The sequence below is a fragment of the Psychromonas arctica DSM 14288 genome, from assembly GCF_000482725.1.
Classification (GTDB): Bacteria; Pseudomonadota; Gammaproteobacteria; order Enterobacterales; family Psychromonadaceae; genus Psychromonas; species Psychromonas arctica.
Genome location: NZ_KI519484.1, coordinates 26,011 through 44,644, shown reverse-complemented (window position 1 = coordinate 44,644; position 18,634 = coordinate 26,011). Strand labels below are relative to the sequence as shown.

At 36.8% G+C, this 18,634-nt stretch carries 14 protein-coding genes and 1 other RNA gene; 3 read left to right on the top strand and 12 right to left on the bottom strand.

All coding sequences use genetic code 11. The annotated features are described in order from the left end of the window. Positions 1 to 7: 7 nt before the first annotated feature. The 6 genes from H592_RS0118880 to sohB all read right to left on the bottom strand — a co-directional run bounded on the left by H592_RS0118880 (position 8) and on the right by sohB (position 7,483). The gene (locus H592_RS0118880) at positions 8 to 511 is read right to left on the bottom strand and encodes a CvpA family protein (RefSeq protein WP_028870151.1); all 504 of its coding nucleotides are present in this window, start codon (positions 509 to 511) and stop codon (positions 8 to 10) included. A gap of 71 nt (positions 512 to 582) precedes the next feature. Next, a complete protein-coding gene (locus H592_RS0118875; protein ID WP_028870150.1) occupies positions 583 to 1,224 on the bottom strand; it encodes an SPOR domain-containing protein in 642 nt (213 codons plus the stop codon). A gap of 3 nt (positions 1,225 to 1,227) precedes the next feature. Beyond that, positions 1,228 to 2,559, bottom strand: a complete 1,332-nt coding sequence (gene folC / locus H592_RS0118870) for a bifunctional tetrahydrofolate synthase/dihydrofolate synthase (RefSeq protein WP_028870149.1) — start codon at positions 2,557 to 2,559, stop codon at positions 1,228 to 1,230. A gap of 15 nt (positions 2,560 to 2,574) precedes the next feature. Then, positions 2,575 to 3,360, bottom strand: a complete 786-nt coding sequence (gene truA / locus H592_RS0118865; protein ID WP_028870148.1) for a tRNA pseudouridine(38-40) synthase TruA — start codon at positions 3,358 to 3,360, stop codon at positions 2,575 to 2,577. Positions 3,361 to 3,597: 237 nt separating this feature from the next. Beyond that, positions 3,598 to 6,258, bottom strand: coding sequence for a type I DNA topoisomerase (gene topA, locus H592_RS0118860; protein ID WP_028870147.1), 2,661 nt, complete (start codon positions 6,256 to 6,258; stop codon positions 3,598 to 3,600). A 175-nt stretch (positions 6,259 to 6,433) separates the two neighbouring features. Further along, entirely contained in the window at positions 6,434 to 7,483 is a 1,050-nt protein-coding gene (gene sohB / locus H592_RS0118855; RefSeq protein ID WP_028870146.1) for a protease SohB, read from the bottom strand. A 127-nt stretch (positions 7,484 to 7,610) separates the two neighbouring features. Between sohB and H592_RS0118850 the strand changes: the two genes are divergently transcribed. Continuing rightward, the gene (locus H592_RS0118850; protein WP_028870145.1) at positions 7,611 to 8,345 is read left to right on the top strand and encodes a YciK family oxidoreductase; all 735 of its coding nucleotides are present in this window, start codon (positions 7,611 to 7,613) and stop codon (positions 8,343 to 8,345) included. Positions 8,346 to 8,749: 404 nt separating this feature from the next. Here H592_RS0118850 and H592_RS0118845 read toward each other — a convergent pair whose 3' ends face one another. From H592_RS0118845 to H592_RS0118830, 5 genes are all read right to left on the bottom strand, one after another. Then, on the bottom strand, positions 8,750 to 9,721 hold the full coding sequence (locus tag H592_RS0118845; protein ID WP_028870144.1) for an LpxL/LpxP family acyltransferase: 972 nt from the start codon (positions 9,719 to 9,721) through the stop codon (positions 8,750 to 8,752). Between the two features lie 119 nt (positions 9,722 to 9,840). Continuing rightward, an RNA gene (gene ffs, locus H592_RS23765) (signal recognition particle sRNA small type) lies at positions 9,841 to 9,936 on the bottom strand. Positions 9,937 to 10,492: 556 nt separating this feature from the next. After that, entirely contained in the window at positions 10,493 to 11,842 is a 1,350-nt protein-coding gene (gene pssA / locus H592_RS0118840) for a CDP-diacylglycerol--serine O-phosphatidyltransferase (RefSeq protein ID WP_037072227.1), read from the bottom strand. Between the two features lie 316 nt (positions 11,843 to 12,158). Beyond that, a complete protein-coding gene (locus tag H592_RS0118835) occupies positions 12,159 to 13,349 on the bottom strand; it encodes an amino acid aminotransferase (RefSeq protein ID WP_028870142.1) in 1,191 nt (396 codons plus the stop codon). Positions 13,350 to 13,433: 84 nt separating this feature from the next. Beyond that, the gene (locus tag H592_RS0118830) at positions 13,434 to 14,975 is read right to left on the bottom strand and encodes a fumarate hydratase (protein WP_028870141.1); all 1,542 of its coding nucleotides are present in this window, start codon (positions 14,973 to 14,975) and stop codon (positions 13,434 to 13,436) included. 86 nt (positions 14,976 to 15,061) lie between these two features. Here H592_RS0118830 and pabB point away from each other — a divergent pair, with 86 nt between their 5' ends. Next, entirely contained in the window at positions 15,062 to 16,513 is a 1,452-nt protein-coding gene (gene pabB, locus H592_RS0118825) for an aminodeoxychorismate synthase component I (RefSeq protein ID WP_245600452.1), read from the top strand. Between the two features lie 192 nt (positions 16,514 to 16,705). Here the strand turns inward: pabB and cysB are convergent, their stop codons facing one another. Beyond that, positions 16,706 to 17,674, bottom strand: coding sequence for an HTH-type transcriptional regulator CysB (cysB, locus tag H592_RS0118820; RefSeq protein WP_028870139.1), 969 nt, complete (start codon positions 17,672 to 17,674; stop codon positions 16,706 to 16,708). A gap of 247 nt (positions 17,675 to 17,921) precedes the next feature. Here cysB and H592_RS0118815 point away from each other — a divergent pair, with 247 nt between their 5' ends. Then, positions 17,922 to 18,608 (top strand): sensor histidine kinase, encoded by a 687-nt coding sequence (locus tag H592_RS0118815; RefSeq protein ID WP_028870138.1) that lies wholly within the window; start codon positions 17,922 to 17,924, stop codon positions 18,606 to 18,608. Positions 18,609 to 18,634: the final 26 nt, after the last annotated feature.

Genomic DNA, 18,634 nt, shown 5'->3' with positions numbered 1-18,634 from the left:
CCAACCATTAAATAGTGGTCGATTTAATATTTTTTAGAAAACTTGACGATCCTTCCAAATGTTCAAAAAACCATTCGATTACAATCCCAAACTCAGGGATCAATGTAGATTCTTTCCACCACGCACTGTCATGGAATGAAGTAAAGGAATCAATAAAAAAGAGTACCGCGCTGACAATTAAAATGCCACGTATTGCACCGAAAATCACACCTAACAAACGGTCTGTACCTGATAACCCAGTGACAGCAACAAGTCGATTAATGATGTAATTAATTAAAGCGCCAATTAATAAAATCGCAACGAACAAAATGCCAATAGCAGCAATATTACGTAATTTATCGTCATTGATTTGAGTTAAGTATTGTGTAACTTCAGGATAAAAATTGCTGGCAACAAAAAATGCAGCAAACCAAGTAACAAGTGAGATGGCCTCTTTGGTGAAACCGCGAACTAAACTGATTAATGAAGAAAAACCAATTACACCAAGAATGGCGATATCAAACCAATTCATAAGATCCCTAATTTGTAGTAAGTATTAAACGCGCGCATTCTAACAGAGATTTTTTAGAAAGGCTTCAAAAACTAAGGCTCAATCGGTGTAAACGGTACTAATTTTCCGTTTAAACTAGTCAAGTTTTTTAACCTAGGTAATTGTCCTTCAAGTTTTTCTTTAGAAACGTCTGGACCAACAAATACACGTGTTAATTGCCCATCCATTACAACTTTTGGAATGGTATGTGCTCTAAATCCAGCTTTATTAAGCTTTTTTAATAAGGCATTAATGTTGGCTTTATTTTCAAATGCACCGAGTTGAATAGTCCATGCAGGATCAGTAAAGTTCACTTTTTCATAACTTGAAACAGCATTACTGTGTTGAGTAGGTGCCGCAGTCTGTTTAGCTTTTGTTTCTTCGACTGCAGCAATTTCTTCTACTTTCCATTCAGCATTTTTGGTATTTTCTTTAACTGGCTGTGATATTTTTTGATCAACAGTTTTAATAGATTGAGACACTTTGATGGGGTCAACAACCAGTTTAGGATCATTAATACTCGCAGGATCAGCGAAAGTTTTAGTATGAGGTTTTAATTCAGGCTTAATCGGCGTTGCAACAAACTCTTGTTGGTATGATGTTTTTTTACCGTCTATCAATGAAGGTAAAAAAATAACCACAAGGGCAACTAAGATGGTGACGCCTACTAAACGGTTTTTAAACTGAGTTGCCACGTTTTACCCTTGCCAATTAGTTAAAATATCAGAAACGGTATGAAAAGAACCGAATACAATAATTATATCAGAAGCTGCTGCACTTTTGACGACTTGATTGACAGCACTCTGTACATTTTTAAAACAGGTCACATTATGCCTATTGTTGCCGTTATTATTAATGTTGTTAGTAACGGTATTATGATTTTGACTATGTTGATAAGCTTCTAAAAGTAAAGCTGAAGATGCGCCTCTAAAACAATTCAAATCAACAAAGCTATAATCTGATATAGATGAATTAGTTTCCGCTAAAGTAGCACTCATATCTTTATCAGATAACATGCCCACGACAGCATGCACTTTACAATCTTCGCCTTTCTCTGCTTTTAAGCGTTGTAATTGTGTCGCCAAATATTGTGCAGATTGCGGGTTATGTGCCACATCAATATAGACGTCACAAGGATAACCCGATATAGCTTGTAAACGCCCTGCTAACGATGCCGTTTCAACGGATTTAATGAGTTGTTTAGGAGCAATGTCTATCGCTAACGCTTCTATCACAGCTAAGGCAGTTGAAGCATTTTGCATTGGCATCAATGTTTGTTTAATTGGAGACAATTCTTTTTGCCCATGCCATGACCAATTTTCCTGATCAATAACGGAAAAACTAAAATCTCTATTCGCTAGTTTAAGGTCAGCTGAAATGGAAGTCGCGTGTTTTAAAATGGAGACAGGTGCATCTAACTCACCGCAGATAGCAGGCTTATGTGCTCTAAATACACCGGCTTTTTCAAAACCTATTACTTCTCTGTCACTGCCAAGCCAATCAATATGATCAATGCCAATGGTAGTAACAACACTCAAATCAGATTCAACCATGTTGGTAGCGTCTAGACGACCACCTAGTCCTACTTCTAATAAAATATAGTCACATTGTTGCTGTTGAAGTAAATATAAACAAGCTAACGTAGCATACTCAAAGTAACTCAATGAGATATCTAATCTAGCTTGTTCAATAATGACAAAAGCTTCACAGTGAGCTTTATCATCGAGTTCTTTTAAATTGATACGTAATCGTTCGTTATAACGATGTATATGTGGAGAACTATAAACGCCAACTTTAAAACCGGCATCAATTAATATTTTTTCTAAATAAGCACAGGTTGTCCCTTTACCGTTGGTGCCAGCAACCGTGATCACTTTAGCATCGAAATGAATTAAATTAAGACGTTTACCCACTTCAGTAATACGTGTTAATCCTAATTCTATTGCACTGGGATGTAATTTTTCTAAGTGCATTAACCATTCACTTAATGTTTCTGAACTGAAAACCGATTGTATGGTGTTATTAGTCATAATAAATTTGCCACATTAAATATCTAGAAATAAAGGCCCACAAGCAGGTCTCGGTAAATCAAATTGTTCTGGGTAATCTACTTCTACAAGATACAAACCACCGGGCTTTGCTGTTGCAGCAGCTTTTGAACGATCTTTGTAATCTAGCAAAGTATTTAACCAATCAACGGGCTGCTTACCTTGGCCAATTTCGATTAAACTACCCGCAATATTACGCACCATATGGTGCAGAAAAGCATTTGCTTTAATATCAATAACGATAAAGTTACTACGTCTTGTCACATTTAAATATTCAATGGTACGTACAGGGCTATTTGCTTGGCAATGTAATGCTCTAAACGATGTAAAATCTTGTTCACCAACCAATTGTTGTCCGGCTAAATGCATCTTATCGGCATCTAAATCACAGTGATAATGGCTTAAGCCTTTACTTAAAATTCCAGGACGATAAACACCATTATAGATAATATAGCGATAGCGTCTCGCCGTTGCACTAAAGCGGGCATGGAAAGAGTGATCGACTTCTTTTACCCAACGTACTGCAATATCATCGGGCAATTTGGCATTAACACCTAAGGTCCATGCACCGGTTTGGCGGTCTGCATCGGTATCAAAATGTACAACTTGCCCCGTACCGTGAACACCGGCATCGGTACGACCTGCGCAATTAACACTGACCGGGTGATTAGCGATATTGGATAATGCTTTTTCAAGTTCTTCTTGTACAGAATTCACTTCTTTCTGTCTTTGCCAACCGTAATAGTTAGCACCATCATATTCAATACCTAAAGCAATGCGCATTTGAAACCACCCTTTTAGAAAACGCTAGTATATACAAATGTTTAAAAAATTAAACAAGCAAGCATACTGAAGCGAATAACATTCTTACTAGATGATGAAAAAACAAGCACTAAGCTAATGCTATATCGCGAAAAGCAATCATAGACAGTAAATACTTAATTCACCTTTTTGATTAGTTATAAAATTCATTAGATATAAAAATGGCAGCGAAAGCTGCCATTGTAAATTCAAAAAAAGTTACTTTTTAGCTTTCGCTTTTTTAGCCACTTTCTTCTTAGGGATCTCTTCGACCCATTTATTGTCGATATATTTTGCAGTCCAACCTGTCGCCTTTTTATCGATTTCGGTCATCACATATTGTTCTTTATTTTTTCTGCTATAACGAACAATTGATAAATTTCCATCGGGATCTTGTTGTGGCGCATCGGCTAAATAGTAAAACTTTTCAGAAATTCTATCACGGAATTTCGCTAATTCGACCACTTTAGGTGCACGTGTTTCTCGCGAACGAGGGAATGTGCTAGCCGCTAAGAAGATACCAGCAGCCCCATCACGTAAAATAAAGTAAGCATCACTTTGTTCGCATTCTAATTCAGGCAAATGAACCGCATCTTCTTTAGGAGGAGCAACTTCACCACTACGTAGAATTTTTCGAGTGTTCTTACATTCCTCATTAGTACAGTCCATGTATTTACCAAAACGTCCATCTTTGAGCTGCATATCTGAACCACACTTGTCACACTCAACAACTGGGCCGTCATAGCCTTTAATTTTAAACTCGCCCACTTCAACCGTATGTCCATCACACAATGGATTATTACCACAAACGTGCAATTTACGTGTTTCATCAATTAAGTAGCTATCCATCGCAGTATCACATTTAGGACAACGATGTTTTGCCATCAATGCGGCTGTTTCAAGATCTTCTGAACTTAAAATATCTTCAACTTCTTCACCATCAACTAAATTGATGGTTGTTTTACAACGCTCTTTAGGTGGTAATGCATAACCAGAACATCCTAAAAATACACCGGTACTCGCGGTACGAATACCCATTGGTCGTCCACAGGTTGGACATGAGACATCATCAATGATCACCGGATCATTAAGACGCATACCACCTTCTTCTACGGGTAACTCTGCAGTATCAAGTTGAGTCGTTAAGTTTTTATAGAAACGGTCTAATTCTTTATGCCAATCAGCTTTGCCTTCGGCAATCGCATCCAATTTTTCTTCCATTGCCGCAGTAAAATCATAGCTCATTAGATCAGTGAAGTTTTCTGTTAAGCGATCCGTTACTATTTCACCCATTTTCACAGCAAAGAAACGGCGTTTATCTACTTTTACATAACCACGATCTTGGATTGTAGAAATAATACTCGCATAAGTTGAAGGTCGTCCAATACCTTGCTTTTCAAGTTCTTTTACTAATGCTGCTTCTGAAAAACGCGCTGGCGGTTTAGTAAAATGTTGTAAAGGCTCAAGCTCAACTAATGTTAATACTTCACCCGCTTTTAAGTCCGGTAAATTAACTTCATCTGCTTTGCTTTTTGTAACTGGTTGCGCTTTTGTCCAGCCCGCGAAACGTAATGTTCGCCCTTTTGCACGTAGTTTGTAATCACCCGCTTCAACCACCAAGGTAGAAGAATCATAAAGTGCAGGTAACATTTGACATGCTAGAAACTGACGCCAAATTAATTCATATAAACGTTTTGCGTCTTTATCAGTTATATCAATCAGTTCAGCACGTTGTAATACATCCGATGGACGAATCGCTTCGTGGGCTTCTTGTGCTCCTGCTTTACTGCTGTATGAAACAGCCGCTTCCGGTAAATAATTACTACCAAACTCTTTTTCTATAAAATCACGTGCAGAGGCAACCGCATCTTTACTCAAGTTTGTAGAGTCAGTACGCATATAAGTAATGTAACCCGCTTCATACAGACGTTGTGCTAACATCATGGTCTTTTTAACACCAAAACCTAAACGTGTACTCGCTGCTTGTTGCAGTGTAGAAGTAATAAAAGGGGCACTTGCTTTACTTTTAGTTGGCTTATCTTCACGTGAATGTAACGTGAAGGTCGCCTCTTTTAAGGCAGCCACTGCAGCAGCAGTTTCTTGCTCAGTCACAGGGGCAAAAGTTTTATCGTTATATTTATAAACTTCTAGGCGAAGCTGTGTTTTATCTTGCGCAAGTGTTTGTGCATGTAAATCCCAAAATTCAACAGGATTAAACGCCTTAATTAAACGTTCACGTTCAACTAATAACTTTACTGCAACAGACTGAACGCGTCCTGCAGACAAGCCACGCGCAACTTTTTTCCAAAGTAAAGGAGAAACCATAAAACCAACAAGTCGGTCTAAGAAACGACGGGTTTGTTGTGCATTCACACCATCAATATTTAATTCAGTTGGATGCTTGAAAGCTTCTTGTATCGCAGATTCGGTTATTTCATTAAAAACAACACGTTGATATTTACTGTCATCACCACCTAATATTTCTCTTAAGTGCCATGCAATTGCTTCACCCTCTCTATCCAAATCGGTTGCGAGATAGATAGTAGGTGCATCAGCAGCTAATTTTAGTAACTCATCGACAACTTTTTCTTTACCGGGCAAAATCTCATAATTCGCTTCCCAGTTTTTATTTGGGTTAATACCCATACGCGTAACAAGTGCAGCTTGCGTTCTTTTTGCTGTTTCTTTTGCTTTTTGCGCGGGTGTTAGGCCAGCTAAAGATTTTTTCTTTTTAGCATCGATTGATTTTTTGGCACTGCCGCTTGTTGGTAAATCACGTACGTGACCAACACTTGATTTAACAATAAAATTGTTACCAAGATATTTATTGATTGTTTTTGCTTTGGCAGGTGATTCTACGATAACTAGAGATTTGCTCATATTGCTTTGATACCTAAATTGTCTTGTCTTAGACGGAATGTAAACATGTCCACTGAATTTCTCTTTTTATATAATCCAAACTTTTAACGAATAGCAACCTATTTCTTTCATTTTGTACAATAAAAATAAAAGCCGACTGGTTCTTAGTCGGCTTTTGCAATTATTTCAAGGTAAACTATTTAAAGAGTCTAGAAATATTACTGTGCATAATTTTTAATAAGCTGGATTCTACAGAGGTTGCGACACTCTTACCTATCTTTTCAGCTAATTTTTTACTTTTTTTGTATTGTACTTGCACAATATGTTTAGATTCGAGCTGTTCGAGTAAATAATCATCACTGGTTTGAATCTTATCCACTAACTCTAAATCCAATGCCTGAGTACCATACCAATGTTCACCCGTTGCAATTTTATCAATGTTTAATTGCGGACGATGCTCACTCACAAAGTGTTTAAATAATTGGTGCGTCTCTTCAAGCTCTTGTTTAAATTTTTCACGACCAAGATCATCATTCTCACCAAACATAGTTAACGTGCGTTTGTATTGACCTGCAGTTAATTGTTCAAATTCAACATCATGTTTTTTAAGTAATTTATTAAAATTTGGAATTTGTGCAATCACACCAATCGAGCCAATTATAGAAAAAGGCGCCGCAATGACTTTATCTGCAACACATGCCATCATATATCCACCACTCGCTGCTACTTTATCCACGGCAATCGTTAATGAAATATTTTTGTCTTTTAAACGTTGTAATTGTGAAGCCGCTAGTCCATAACCATGGACCATACCACCGCCACTTTCTAAGCGCACAAATACTTCATCTTTTTCAGAAGCAACGCTAACAATCGCGGTGATCTCTTCACGTAGTGAAGCAACCTCTTTAGCATCAATACTGCCTTTAAAATCAAGTACGTATAATTGCGGTTTTATGGTCGCTTTAACTTCTTTTTTAGCTAATGCTTTTTGTTCTTTTTGCTCTGCTTTATGTGCTTTTTTGTCTTCTTTATGTTTTGCTTTTAATTGAGCGGGTGTTAATAACTGCTCGCTTATTGATGTTTTAGTTTCATTAATTTGCTCTGATAAATCGGTAATTTCCAACTCACCTTTTTTTGCTTTTTGTTTGCTGGTTAAAGCAATAATAGCAATCAAAATAGCCACTATTGTGATCACAAATGTCACGGCTTTGGCTAAAAATAGCCCATACTGCATTAAATAATCCAAAATAAATCCTCTTTATAAATTAATTGTGCTCATAATGACAAAAAATGTCTCAACCTACAAAAGAGATTGTGAGTTTTTTTTAAAAAAAGCTATCATATTGTTTTTTTTAACAACAAGAGAATAATAAATGGATTATAAAGCGCCTGATAATTTATTAGAAAATAAAACTATCCTGATCACCGGTGCAGGTGCAGGTATAGGTAAAACCTTAGCCATAAAATGTGCAGAACTAGGTGCTAACGTTATCCTTTTAGGTAAAACAGTCAGTAAATTAGAAGCTGTTTATGACCAAATTGAAGCATTAAATAAGCAATCAGCAGCTATTTTACCTGTGGATTTAAACGGAGCATCAGAAGAACACTATCGAGACCTTGCCGATACTGTATTACGTGAATATGGAAAACTTGATGCCCTTGTTCATAATGCCAGTCAACTAGGTGTATTAAGTCCATTTACACAAGTTGAGAGTAAAATGTGGGATGAAGTAATGCAAACCAACGTTAATGCTGCCTTTTTAATGACCAAGTACCTGATCCCTGTGTTGGCAAAAGCACCACATGCGAGTACTATTTTTACGACATCAAGTGTTGGCCTCAAAGGAAGAGCCTACTGGGGCCCTTATAGCGTGTCTAAATTCGCAACTGAAGGCATGATGCAAGTTATCGCTGATGAGTACGAGAATAGCACCTTACGCTTTAATGCGATTAATCCAGGTGCAACAAAAACGGCAATGAGAGCAAGTGCTTATCCCGCTGAAGATGTGAGTTTATTAAAAACACCAGAACAAATATTAGATGTTTATTTATATTTGTTAGGTGATGAAAGCATTGAAGTTACTGGACAACGGTTTAACGCACAATAAAATAGTTTTATAGCACTTTTATTTATCTCAGATAACCTCAATTCTTGTTAATGAAAGTGGAATTGTATTTAAAATCATAAGGCTATATTTTTTGGGCTATACAGTGCCGCTAGTTTTGCGTAGTTCAAGGCGAATTATTGAAGCAATAACGGGTTATTGAGAGAGTGTTTAACGAAGAGATCCGCGGAAATAAGGGTGTTGTATCGCTTTGCTTATCCAGAACTGAGGTTAGATAGTCCATGGTGAACTCTTAGATAGCACTAGTAATGTAAATCAAACAACGCTACAAATTATTATGAAATCGCGCTAACAGTGAAAGACAGCAACCTGTCTTCCATTGTTTTATGCATAAGGAATAGTTTATAGACTTTGAAAGAGAATAACTGGCATTACTCCCTATAGCATTATCCTTGCTTATAAATTTTCAAACCAACTTCAGGTCTTGTTTTAAATAGTTTTAAAGTCCACATGTACTGCGCCCTATTTTCATCAACAACCCGTTCAATAGCTTCATTCATCAGGTCAGTATCCTTTTGCTCGTCACCACTTGGAATGTCACTTAATGGCGCATGACAGATCACATCAACTTTACCTGTTTTGGCGTTATAAGACGTATAAGTAGGGATAACGATAGCGCGCCCTAATTTAGCTAATCGGCCAATAACAGGTAAGGTTGCTTTTTGTGTAGCAAAAAATGGAGCAAAAAGACTACTATCACGACCGTGATCTTCATCAGGCAAGTAGTAGAAATGTGCTTTATCTCGTAGACTTTTAATACAAGGCTTCAAACCTTCACTACGGTGATACAAAGTGCCTTTATCATTAAGACGGCTAAAACGCGTTCTATAGTTTGTAACAAACCAATCGAAAATTGGATTTTTGTAATCATTAAACATGCTTGATAGAGGATAACCACGTGCAGAAATAGCGGCGACCCCCGCAAAATCAAGACCATAACAATGCGGCGCTAAAAAGATGATCGCTTGCCCTGCTTCTTCCGCTTCTTTAACGTAATGTTCGCCGAGAAAGTTAATACGTTTTTTTAGAAATGATGGACTACGAAATGCAATTTCACCTAAGGCAAGGGTAATTTGTGCCACTGAGCGTAAATTTTCACGCATCAACAAATCTTTTTCAAGTTCACTATATTCAGGAAAACATAAACCAATATTTATAAATGCTATCTTTTTTCGTTTATTGAGAAATTTTGCGTTATAAAAGCGATCTGCTAACCACCCTGCAAATTTATCTCTAATACTAGCCGGGATAAAACTAGCTATAAATAGTAGGCCCAACAAAACCCATGTTCCCCAATATTTCGGTAGAAAATGTTTTGCTTTGAGAGATGTATCAAATCGAGAATTATATTGGGTCATAATTAGACCTTAAGAGACTAAAGTTGAGTGAGAAGTGTTTTAATATGATTATATGGATTTAGCTATGCGAGTTCAATTAAGTGAGTAAAATTGTTCGACTGAAGTTATGTGGGTGGTAGACCTCCCAGCAAACTCTCGGCACTTGAATCACCTACTATGGCTGCTGCCTTCCGGCTCTGACCAGGTTAATAAGTTATCAATGCGAGAAACCAAGAGGCCTACCATTGTCACTGCATCAAGTCTTAACACTTGATGCGAGGAATTATACGTAAGCTAATTGATAATTCAATAGATAAATAACAGTTTTCTGTTCAAACGATTAAATAGTCAGCAGTTTATTGAAAAATAAGTGTTTTTACTAATTTATAAGCACAAAATATGAGCATTAACATGATAAAACTATTCACTATAGCAGTACATTTTTAGAGAATAGTTAACGTAGCAGTGATTTTTTTAGGAATATTGATTTGCTATGAAAACAAATTAAAGGGTGGCGTATGATTATGGAGAGAATGTAAAAAAATTAAACCTGCGGCACAGAGCAACCTGTTTAATTATTTACTCCTATTTAATGACTTAGGTATACAAAGACTAAACTACATCTCTGTTAGCTTCTAATTTATCAACTGAAAAAATAAGTCCTAAATTGATGCAATAAATTGATAATGATCATTAAGGATAATGTTATTTGATGACAACGCTTATAGGACAATGCTGCCTAATATTACTACATTCAATATTTAAAGCAGCATTGTTTCAATAAGCACTATCTTAAATAATGCCTTTGATTATCTTATCTGCTTTTAATCTTCTTAATCTAGAGATAAGTTGCTTAACTTTGTCAGGGTAAGTATGAATGTCGTCAATACCTTTATAACTACCAATTTGTCGAGTATGTTCAAGGATATTACTCAGCTCCTCATTCATTTGCCCTGCTAACTGTTGATTTGGATCATCCACTAACAATCCATTTTCTAGGTCTAATCGCCATGCACGAGGGTTAAGATTATGCCCCGTCAATAATGAAAATCGGTGATCTGAATAAATACCTTTTAAATGAAAACTATTAGTATCATGCTTCCATAAATGTAAATTAAGATGTCCTTGCAGAATAGAAGTATGATGTTTTTTTGCAAAATTTCTTAAATTCACTTCATATAAAAAAGGTAATGCACCAATTGTTTTAAATGGTTTATCTTCAGGAATATAGAAATCATTAGCCGTTTTATCGCCAACAACGATAGTGATATTTACTTTTCGCTTTAGTAAGGCAGTTATATCGCGTGACAATGCAGTGGGTAGATTAAAGTATGGTGTGAATAACACTAACTCTTTCTCTGTAGAATGAAAAATGGCACGAATAACTTTATTTAACAGATTTTTATTGGTTCCAATCCCTGTTAACGGTCGAATTGCTAAACCATCAGTGTAAACGGGGTCAAAACGGTAACCTGCTAACTTTAAATTGCGGCTTAAATTCTTATGTTGTTTCTTAAATTCATTAAACTTTGGAACACTAGGCGCATTTAATTCAACCACGGCTTCACTGTTAATGATAACTTGCTGCAGATAATCCACCATTGAATCAGCGAGAGCATGATCCTTGATCAGCCAGTAACGGTCAAATCGGTAGCGTTGTTGTTGATGAAGGTAAATATTATTAATGCTAGCACCACTATAAAAAACCATGTCATCAAAAATAAAACCTTTTAAATGCTGGACGCCAAATAGTTCTTTTCTTTTTACAGGTAAACCAATAATTTTAACACCACGGCCTTTTAAACTAGCAATCTGCTGATACCACGTTGTATTTGTTTCTCCGCCCTTTACTGAACCAATCAAACCTCGTTGTGCTCGATGAAAATCAACACAGACGGTTATATCCATTTCTGGATGACGTATTTTTGCCGCATATAATGCATTCAATACTTCAGCACCCGCTTCATCCGCTTCTAAATATAGAGCTGCGATATAGATACGTTTGGTGGCAGTATTAATTTGATTGAATAACTCAGTTTTAAATGCAGTGGTAGTTAATAAGCATTTTACTTCATCTGCAGATATTGGCAGCTTTTTCAATTTAGTTAAAAATGAAAGACTTTGATTTATTTTTTTACTCATAGATCTCTATTATGTCATATCCTCTTTATCTCGTGTAGCTAGATAAAAAGAATAAAAACAATATTTTGATTGCAATAATGTGCTGCTTTTATCAACTAGTAAACGTTTCTATTAATGATTAATAAATCATCAGAAAAAACACAAAAAGATAAACTTAACAGCCAAAAGATCACTGGAACAATGAAATGAATAGATGATCAATAGTGCTGATTGTAAGAAGCGAGTTGTTAGTTAACTGTTATTTGACGACAGTCCTAATTGAACTCGCTTTTAAATCTAGCTATATTTTTGAATCACATCAATAGATCGTTATTAATTAGATAACTTTTGCTAATGCATCACACAATGGTTGCATGTTATTTTTTGTCATACCGGCTACTGAAATACGGCCAGAACCAACAATGTAAACTGCAAACTCTTCTTTAAGTTGATTCACTTGCTCAACACTCAAACCAGAAAACGAAAACATACCTAGTTGACGACTAATGAAACTAAAGTCACCAGGAACACCTTTCTCTTTAAGTGTTGCGACAAATAAATCGCGCATTTCTTGAATACGGTTACGCATATCAGCAACTTCTTGTACCCATTGTTCATACAATACTTGATCGTTCAAAATTGTTGTGACAATCGCAGCACCGTGACAAGGAGGGTTTGAGTAGTTAGAACGTATTCCTGATTTAATCTGACTAAATGCAGCTTCTGCTATCTCACTGTTTTCTGCTACCAGTGTTATACCGCCAACACGTTCATTATATAAACCGAAGTTTTTAGAGAATGAATTAGCAATCAAAAGCTCTTTATTATATTGCGCAAATTTACGTAAACCCTGTGCATCTTCTTCAACGCCATTCCCAAAACCTTGATAAGCAAAATCAAAGAATGGAATAGCACCTAATTCAGCGATTAATTTTGCAAGAATATCCCATTGCTCTGGTGTTGGGTCAATACCTGTAGGGTTATGACAACAGCCGTGAAATAATACTAGCTCTCCAGCTTCAACAGATTGCAATGAAGCAATCATGGCATCAAAGTCTAAATCTTTTGTTTCCGGATCATAATAATCATAAGTAACCACTTCTAAACCAGCGGTTTTAAACACGTTGCCGTGATTTGCCCATGTTGGATTACTTACCCAAATCTTTTTAATGCCTAGTTTGCTTACAGCAAAATCTGCACCGGTACGCAGCGCGCCAGTTCCACCAGGGACCTGTGCAGTTCGAGCACGTTTCGAAGATATTATTTCAGCGCCTTGACCAAATAATAATGTCTGAACAGCCTCACCATAAGCAGCTATTCCTTCAATGGTTAAGTAGCTTTTAGTGGTTTCTTCAGCAAGTAGACGTTTTTCAGCTTCTTTCACTGTCGCAAGAATTGGGGTTTGGCCCATTTCATTTTTATAAATACCAACACCCAGATTGATTTTATAATCGCGTTCGTCTTTTTTGAATGCATCCGTTAAACCTAAGATAGGATCTGCAGGCGCCATACTTACTTGTTCAAACATACTTATTCCTTTATTAGTAATGATAAGTTATATACGTTGATGCTTTTATACCATTACTACTTTTTCAATCAATCAATTTCATGACTATTCTGACATTTTGCTGTCTATTTCGGCAATTTTAGCTTTCCAAATAGCTGGACCTTGCTCATGTACGTTATTTCCTTGACTATCAACAGCGACAGTTACGGGCATATCTTCAACATCAAATTCATAGATAGCCTCCATTCCTAAGTCATCAAAGGCAACAACGCGAGATTTCTTAATGGCTTTAGCCACTAGGTAAGCCGCACCGCCCACTGCCATCAAATATACTGATTTATGCTTGGCAATCGAGTCCACTGTTTGTTGACCACGCTCAGATTTACCAATCATGCCGAGTAAGCCCGTTTCTTCCAACATAAAGTCAGTAAATTTATCCATACGAGTTGCGGTAGTGGGACCCGCTGGACCGACCACTTCATCACGTACTGCATCAACTGGCCCTACGTAATAAATAAAGCGACCTTTAAAATCAACTCCCTCTGGTAAACCTTTACCACTAGAGATTAATTCTTGAATACGTTTATGTGCAGCATCACGACCGGTTAAGATTTTGCCCGACAGCAATATAGTATCCCCACTCTTCCACTGGCTCATATCTTCTTTGGTTAAACCATTGACGTTAACGCGTTTAACATTTTCGCCGACTTCTCGCGTAATTTCAGGCCACTGATCTAAAGATGGTGGCGTTAATGTTGCTTCACCTGAACCATCTAAAGTGAAATGCGCATGCCTTGTGGCAGCACAGTTAGGGATCATCACCACTGGTTTTGAGGCTGCGTGGGTTGGGCAACTTTTGATTTTAATATCAAGTACTGTGGTTAAGCCCCCTAAGCCCTGTGCACCAATACCAAGGTTATTTACTCTTTTGAAAATTTCTAAACGTAGTTTCTCGTCGGTATCCAATGATTCAGGATCTGCTTTTGCCTTTGCCTGTAGTTCAAAAATATCCACCGGTTCCATCAATGATTCTTTCGCCATAACTGCCGCTTTTTCTGCAGTACCACCAATGCCTATACCTAACATACCAGGTGGGCACCAACCTGCCCCCATGCTAGGAACCGTTTTCTCAATCCAGTCTTCAATAGAATCAGATGGATTCAACATCGCCATCTTAGATTTGTTTTCAGAACCACCACCTTTAGCTGCAACCATGACTTCTACTTTATTGCCTTTGACCATTTCAACATGCACGACAGAAGGCGTATTGTCTTTAGTGTTTTTTCTTGCGCCAGCAGGATCAGCCACAATCGAAGCTCGTAACGGATTGCTTTGGTCGTTGTAAGCTTGTCTTACGCCTTCATCCACTAACTCTTGTACAGTTAATTCAGTATCAAAGGATACTTTCATACCAATTTTAACAAATACGGTCACAATACCCGTATCCTGACAAATCGGACGTTTTCCTTCCGCTGACATACGTGAGTTGATAAGTATTTGTGCTATTGCATCTTTAGCCGCTGGATTTTGTTCTGCTTGATAGGCTTTATCCATGGCTTGGATAAAATCCAAAGGGTGGTAATATGAAATAAATTGCAGTGAATTTTTAACGCTGTTAATAAAATCTTGCTCTTTAATGACTGTCATCAGTCGCTCCCAATAAATAGTAAACCGTTTTCAATAAAACAATGGTAATATTGATGACCTTATCCGCCTAACTTTTTGTTATAAAAATGTTGACTAAATACGAAAAAATGACTTATATATCAACTAATACACTCTTAAAACCACTATTTTTTTCTGAAAAGATAATCACTCTTATTAAGCAACAACTTTCTTGCTTAGATTGGTCAATGTTATTGGAATCAGCTAGCCCCGAACATGTTGATAGTAATTGGTCTATTTTCACTGCAGATCCGATAGCCACACTCACCTCTTTTGATAGTGATGCAATTTTTCATGACCGACTTGCTGATACAAAAAGCAATATGGGAAAAGATCCTTTAACGGCACAAAAAAAGATGCGTGAACAATTATTTCACCATGATAACCAATCCGATTATCCATTCACCGGTGGCGTGATCGCAGCTTATCATTACGAGATGGGAGAAGTGTTTGAGTCACTGCATAAACAACAACAAAATTCAGGGTTAGACTTAGGTCCATTTCATTGCGGCTTTTATGATTGGGCTATTTTATATCATCTTAAACAGCAACAATATTTTTTAGTGCAGCAACGTACAACCAATCAAAATAAAACGGTCGAAGATCTTTGGCAGTCTAGATATCGTTGGCTTGAACGACTTGCAGAGGAAAGGTTAGGTGCTCAGTCTACGGCTAGTACATTCAATTTAAAAGAGTCATGGCATTCTAACTATACCGAGGCTGAATACCGAGCTTCATTTAACAAAATTCAAAACTATATTTTGAGTGGGGATTGCTATCAAGTTAATTTAGCACAACGATTTCAAGCACCTTATCAGGGCGATGAATATCAGGCCTATCAAGCTTTGCTACTGGAAAATAAGGCGCCCTTTGCCGCCTTCATTCGTTTACCAGAACAAGTAATTATATCGTTATCACCTGAACGTTTTTTATTTCTATCAGGCAAACAGATTCAAACCAAACCCATTAAGGGCACAACACCACGCCATGTAGAGCCTGAGCAGGATTTAATTAACAAACAACAGTTATTGGATTCCGAAAAAGATCAAGCAGAGAACTTAATGATTGTAGATCTATTGCGTAACGATATAGGTCGAGTTTGTAAGTCAGGCAGCGTTTCAGTGCCTAAGTTATTTGATATTGAAAGCTTTCCCGCTGTACATCATTTGGTGAGTACCGTCACAGGACAATTAGATGCTCAATACCGTTGTGAAGATCTACTAAGAGCATGTTTTCCAGGTGGATCTATTACTGGAGCGCCTAAAATAAGATCAATGGAGATTATTTGTGAACTAGAAAAATTTCAACGTGAAATATACTGTGGCAGCATTGCTTACATTAATGGTAATGGCGATATGGATAGCAGTATAACCATTCGTACTTTAGTGTGTAAGAACCAACAGATATATTGTTGGGCAGGCGGAGGTATCGTTGCGGATTCAAATGTTGAAAGTGAATATAAAGAGTGTTTCGATAAAGTGAGTAAAATTCTTCCCATACTAGCCAAGCTCAATCACTGATTTATACCCTTATCAGGGAGTGATTATTTATTCTGTTATATGTTCTGGTTTGTTGAGTCGTAAACTAACCAATACCAAATAAAAACACAAAAAATGATTAGCTGATTTAGATTCAACTTGAATCCGCCAAATAATAAAGCCCATGATGGGCTTTTAGTATTTAGTACCATTAGAAATGATATCATTGCAAAACTAACGGGTTGGTAACTCGATATCTTCAAATAATTTATTTACTTCTGCGGTATATTTAAGTTGGATGGCTTTTTCAACTAGAGGTCGAGTTAAGTGTGGTGCGAATCGAACCATAAAATCATACATATAATCACGTAGGAACGACCCTTTTCTAAATCCGATACTAGTTAGACTAGATTTAAAGATGTGGCTTGCGTCCAACACGCAAAAATCATCATCCTCATTAATCGCCATAGTCGCGATCACGCCAACACCGAGACCTAAACGAACATAGGTTTTAATTACATCAGCATCTGTTGCGGTAAACACGACATCTGGTTTATAACCAGCTGCATTAAAGGCTTCATCTAATTCTGAACGACCTGTAAAACCGAATATATAAGTAACAATTGGATGTTTTGCAATGTCGTCAATCGTTAAATGTTTAATATTAGCTAAAGGATGGTCTTTTGGGACAATTACAGAACGATTCCAATGATAACAAGGCAACATAATCAAATCTTGATACAAATGTAATGCTTCCGTTGCGATTGCAAAATCTGTTTTACCCTTAACTACAGACTCACTGATCTGTGTCGGTGTACCTTGATGCATGTGCAATGAAACTTTCGGGTAACGCTTGATAAAACCTTTAATAACATCTGGCAACGCGTAACGAGCTTGAGTATGGGTAGTAGCAATATTCAAGGTTCCTTGATCTGGCATAGTATATTGATTAGCCACCGCTTTAATACTCTCAACTTTGCCTAAAATTTCAGTTGAGTAGCGAATTATCTCTTTTCCTGCTGGGGTGACTTTAGTGAGATGTTTACCACTTCGCTCAAATATCTGAATGCCAAGTTCATCTTCCAACATACGAACTTGTTTACTGATACCTGGTTGAGAGGTAAATAGGTTCTCAGCAGTTGCTGATACATTTAAGTTGTGATTCAATACTTCGACAATGTAACGTAATTGTTGTAATTTCATAATGTTATCAGCTTATCATTGAATGAATTAAAATTAGGGCTTATTCCATTTAATTCTATCAGAGTTCTAATATTTACAAAGTTATACTTTCTTATTTTGCCTATCACCATATATTTACACTAAATATTGAATTAGATGTTTCGTTTTGTTATTTATAACCGTTACTATGAAGGCCAAAATTACCCAACTTTTGCGGCCCTAACTCTGTAAAATAGATCCAATTAATAATGTAACGTGAGGTATGTCTATGGATAATCATGATCAATTAGATTTCAGCACAATATTAGCGACTAGCATCCATGACATGAAAAATTCATTATTTATGTTAATGCAGTCCATAGAAGGTTTAGACCTAGCAGATAATTTGACTGCACATCAACATCAAACCGTTGCTGATTTACATTATCAAACCTCTCGTGTTAACGGCACCTTAATGCAGTTGTTAGCCTTATACCGGGATGAAAAACAACAATTACCCATTTTTATTGAAGAGAATTCAGTTAATGAACTAATGGATGAGATTGTTGAGCGTCATCGACTTTACTTTCAAAGTCGTCATATCGATGTTTCACTTAAGATCGATACACACTTATTCGCATATTTTGATTTAGATTTAGTAAAATATCTTCTTTCAGATATTTTCATTAATGCATTACGTCATACTAAAAGTTTGGTTGCTATAACCGTTGTTCAAACGCCTGCTTATTTAGTATTTAAGGTCGAGGATAATGGTGATGGCTACCCACAGCACATGTTGGATGTTAATCAAGGGGCATCAAATTCGTTTAATGCAAATAAAGGTCGCAGTGGTTTAGGGCTTTTATTCGCAAAAAAAATAGCAGAGCAGCATATAACGAATCAACATAAAGGTTATATTTCTCTTGAAAATAAACCTAATAATCGCGGCAGTATATTTACCTTATATATACCTTAAAGATAATACCCATGATGGGTTGGTAA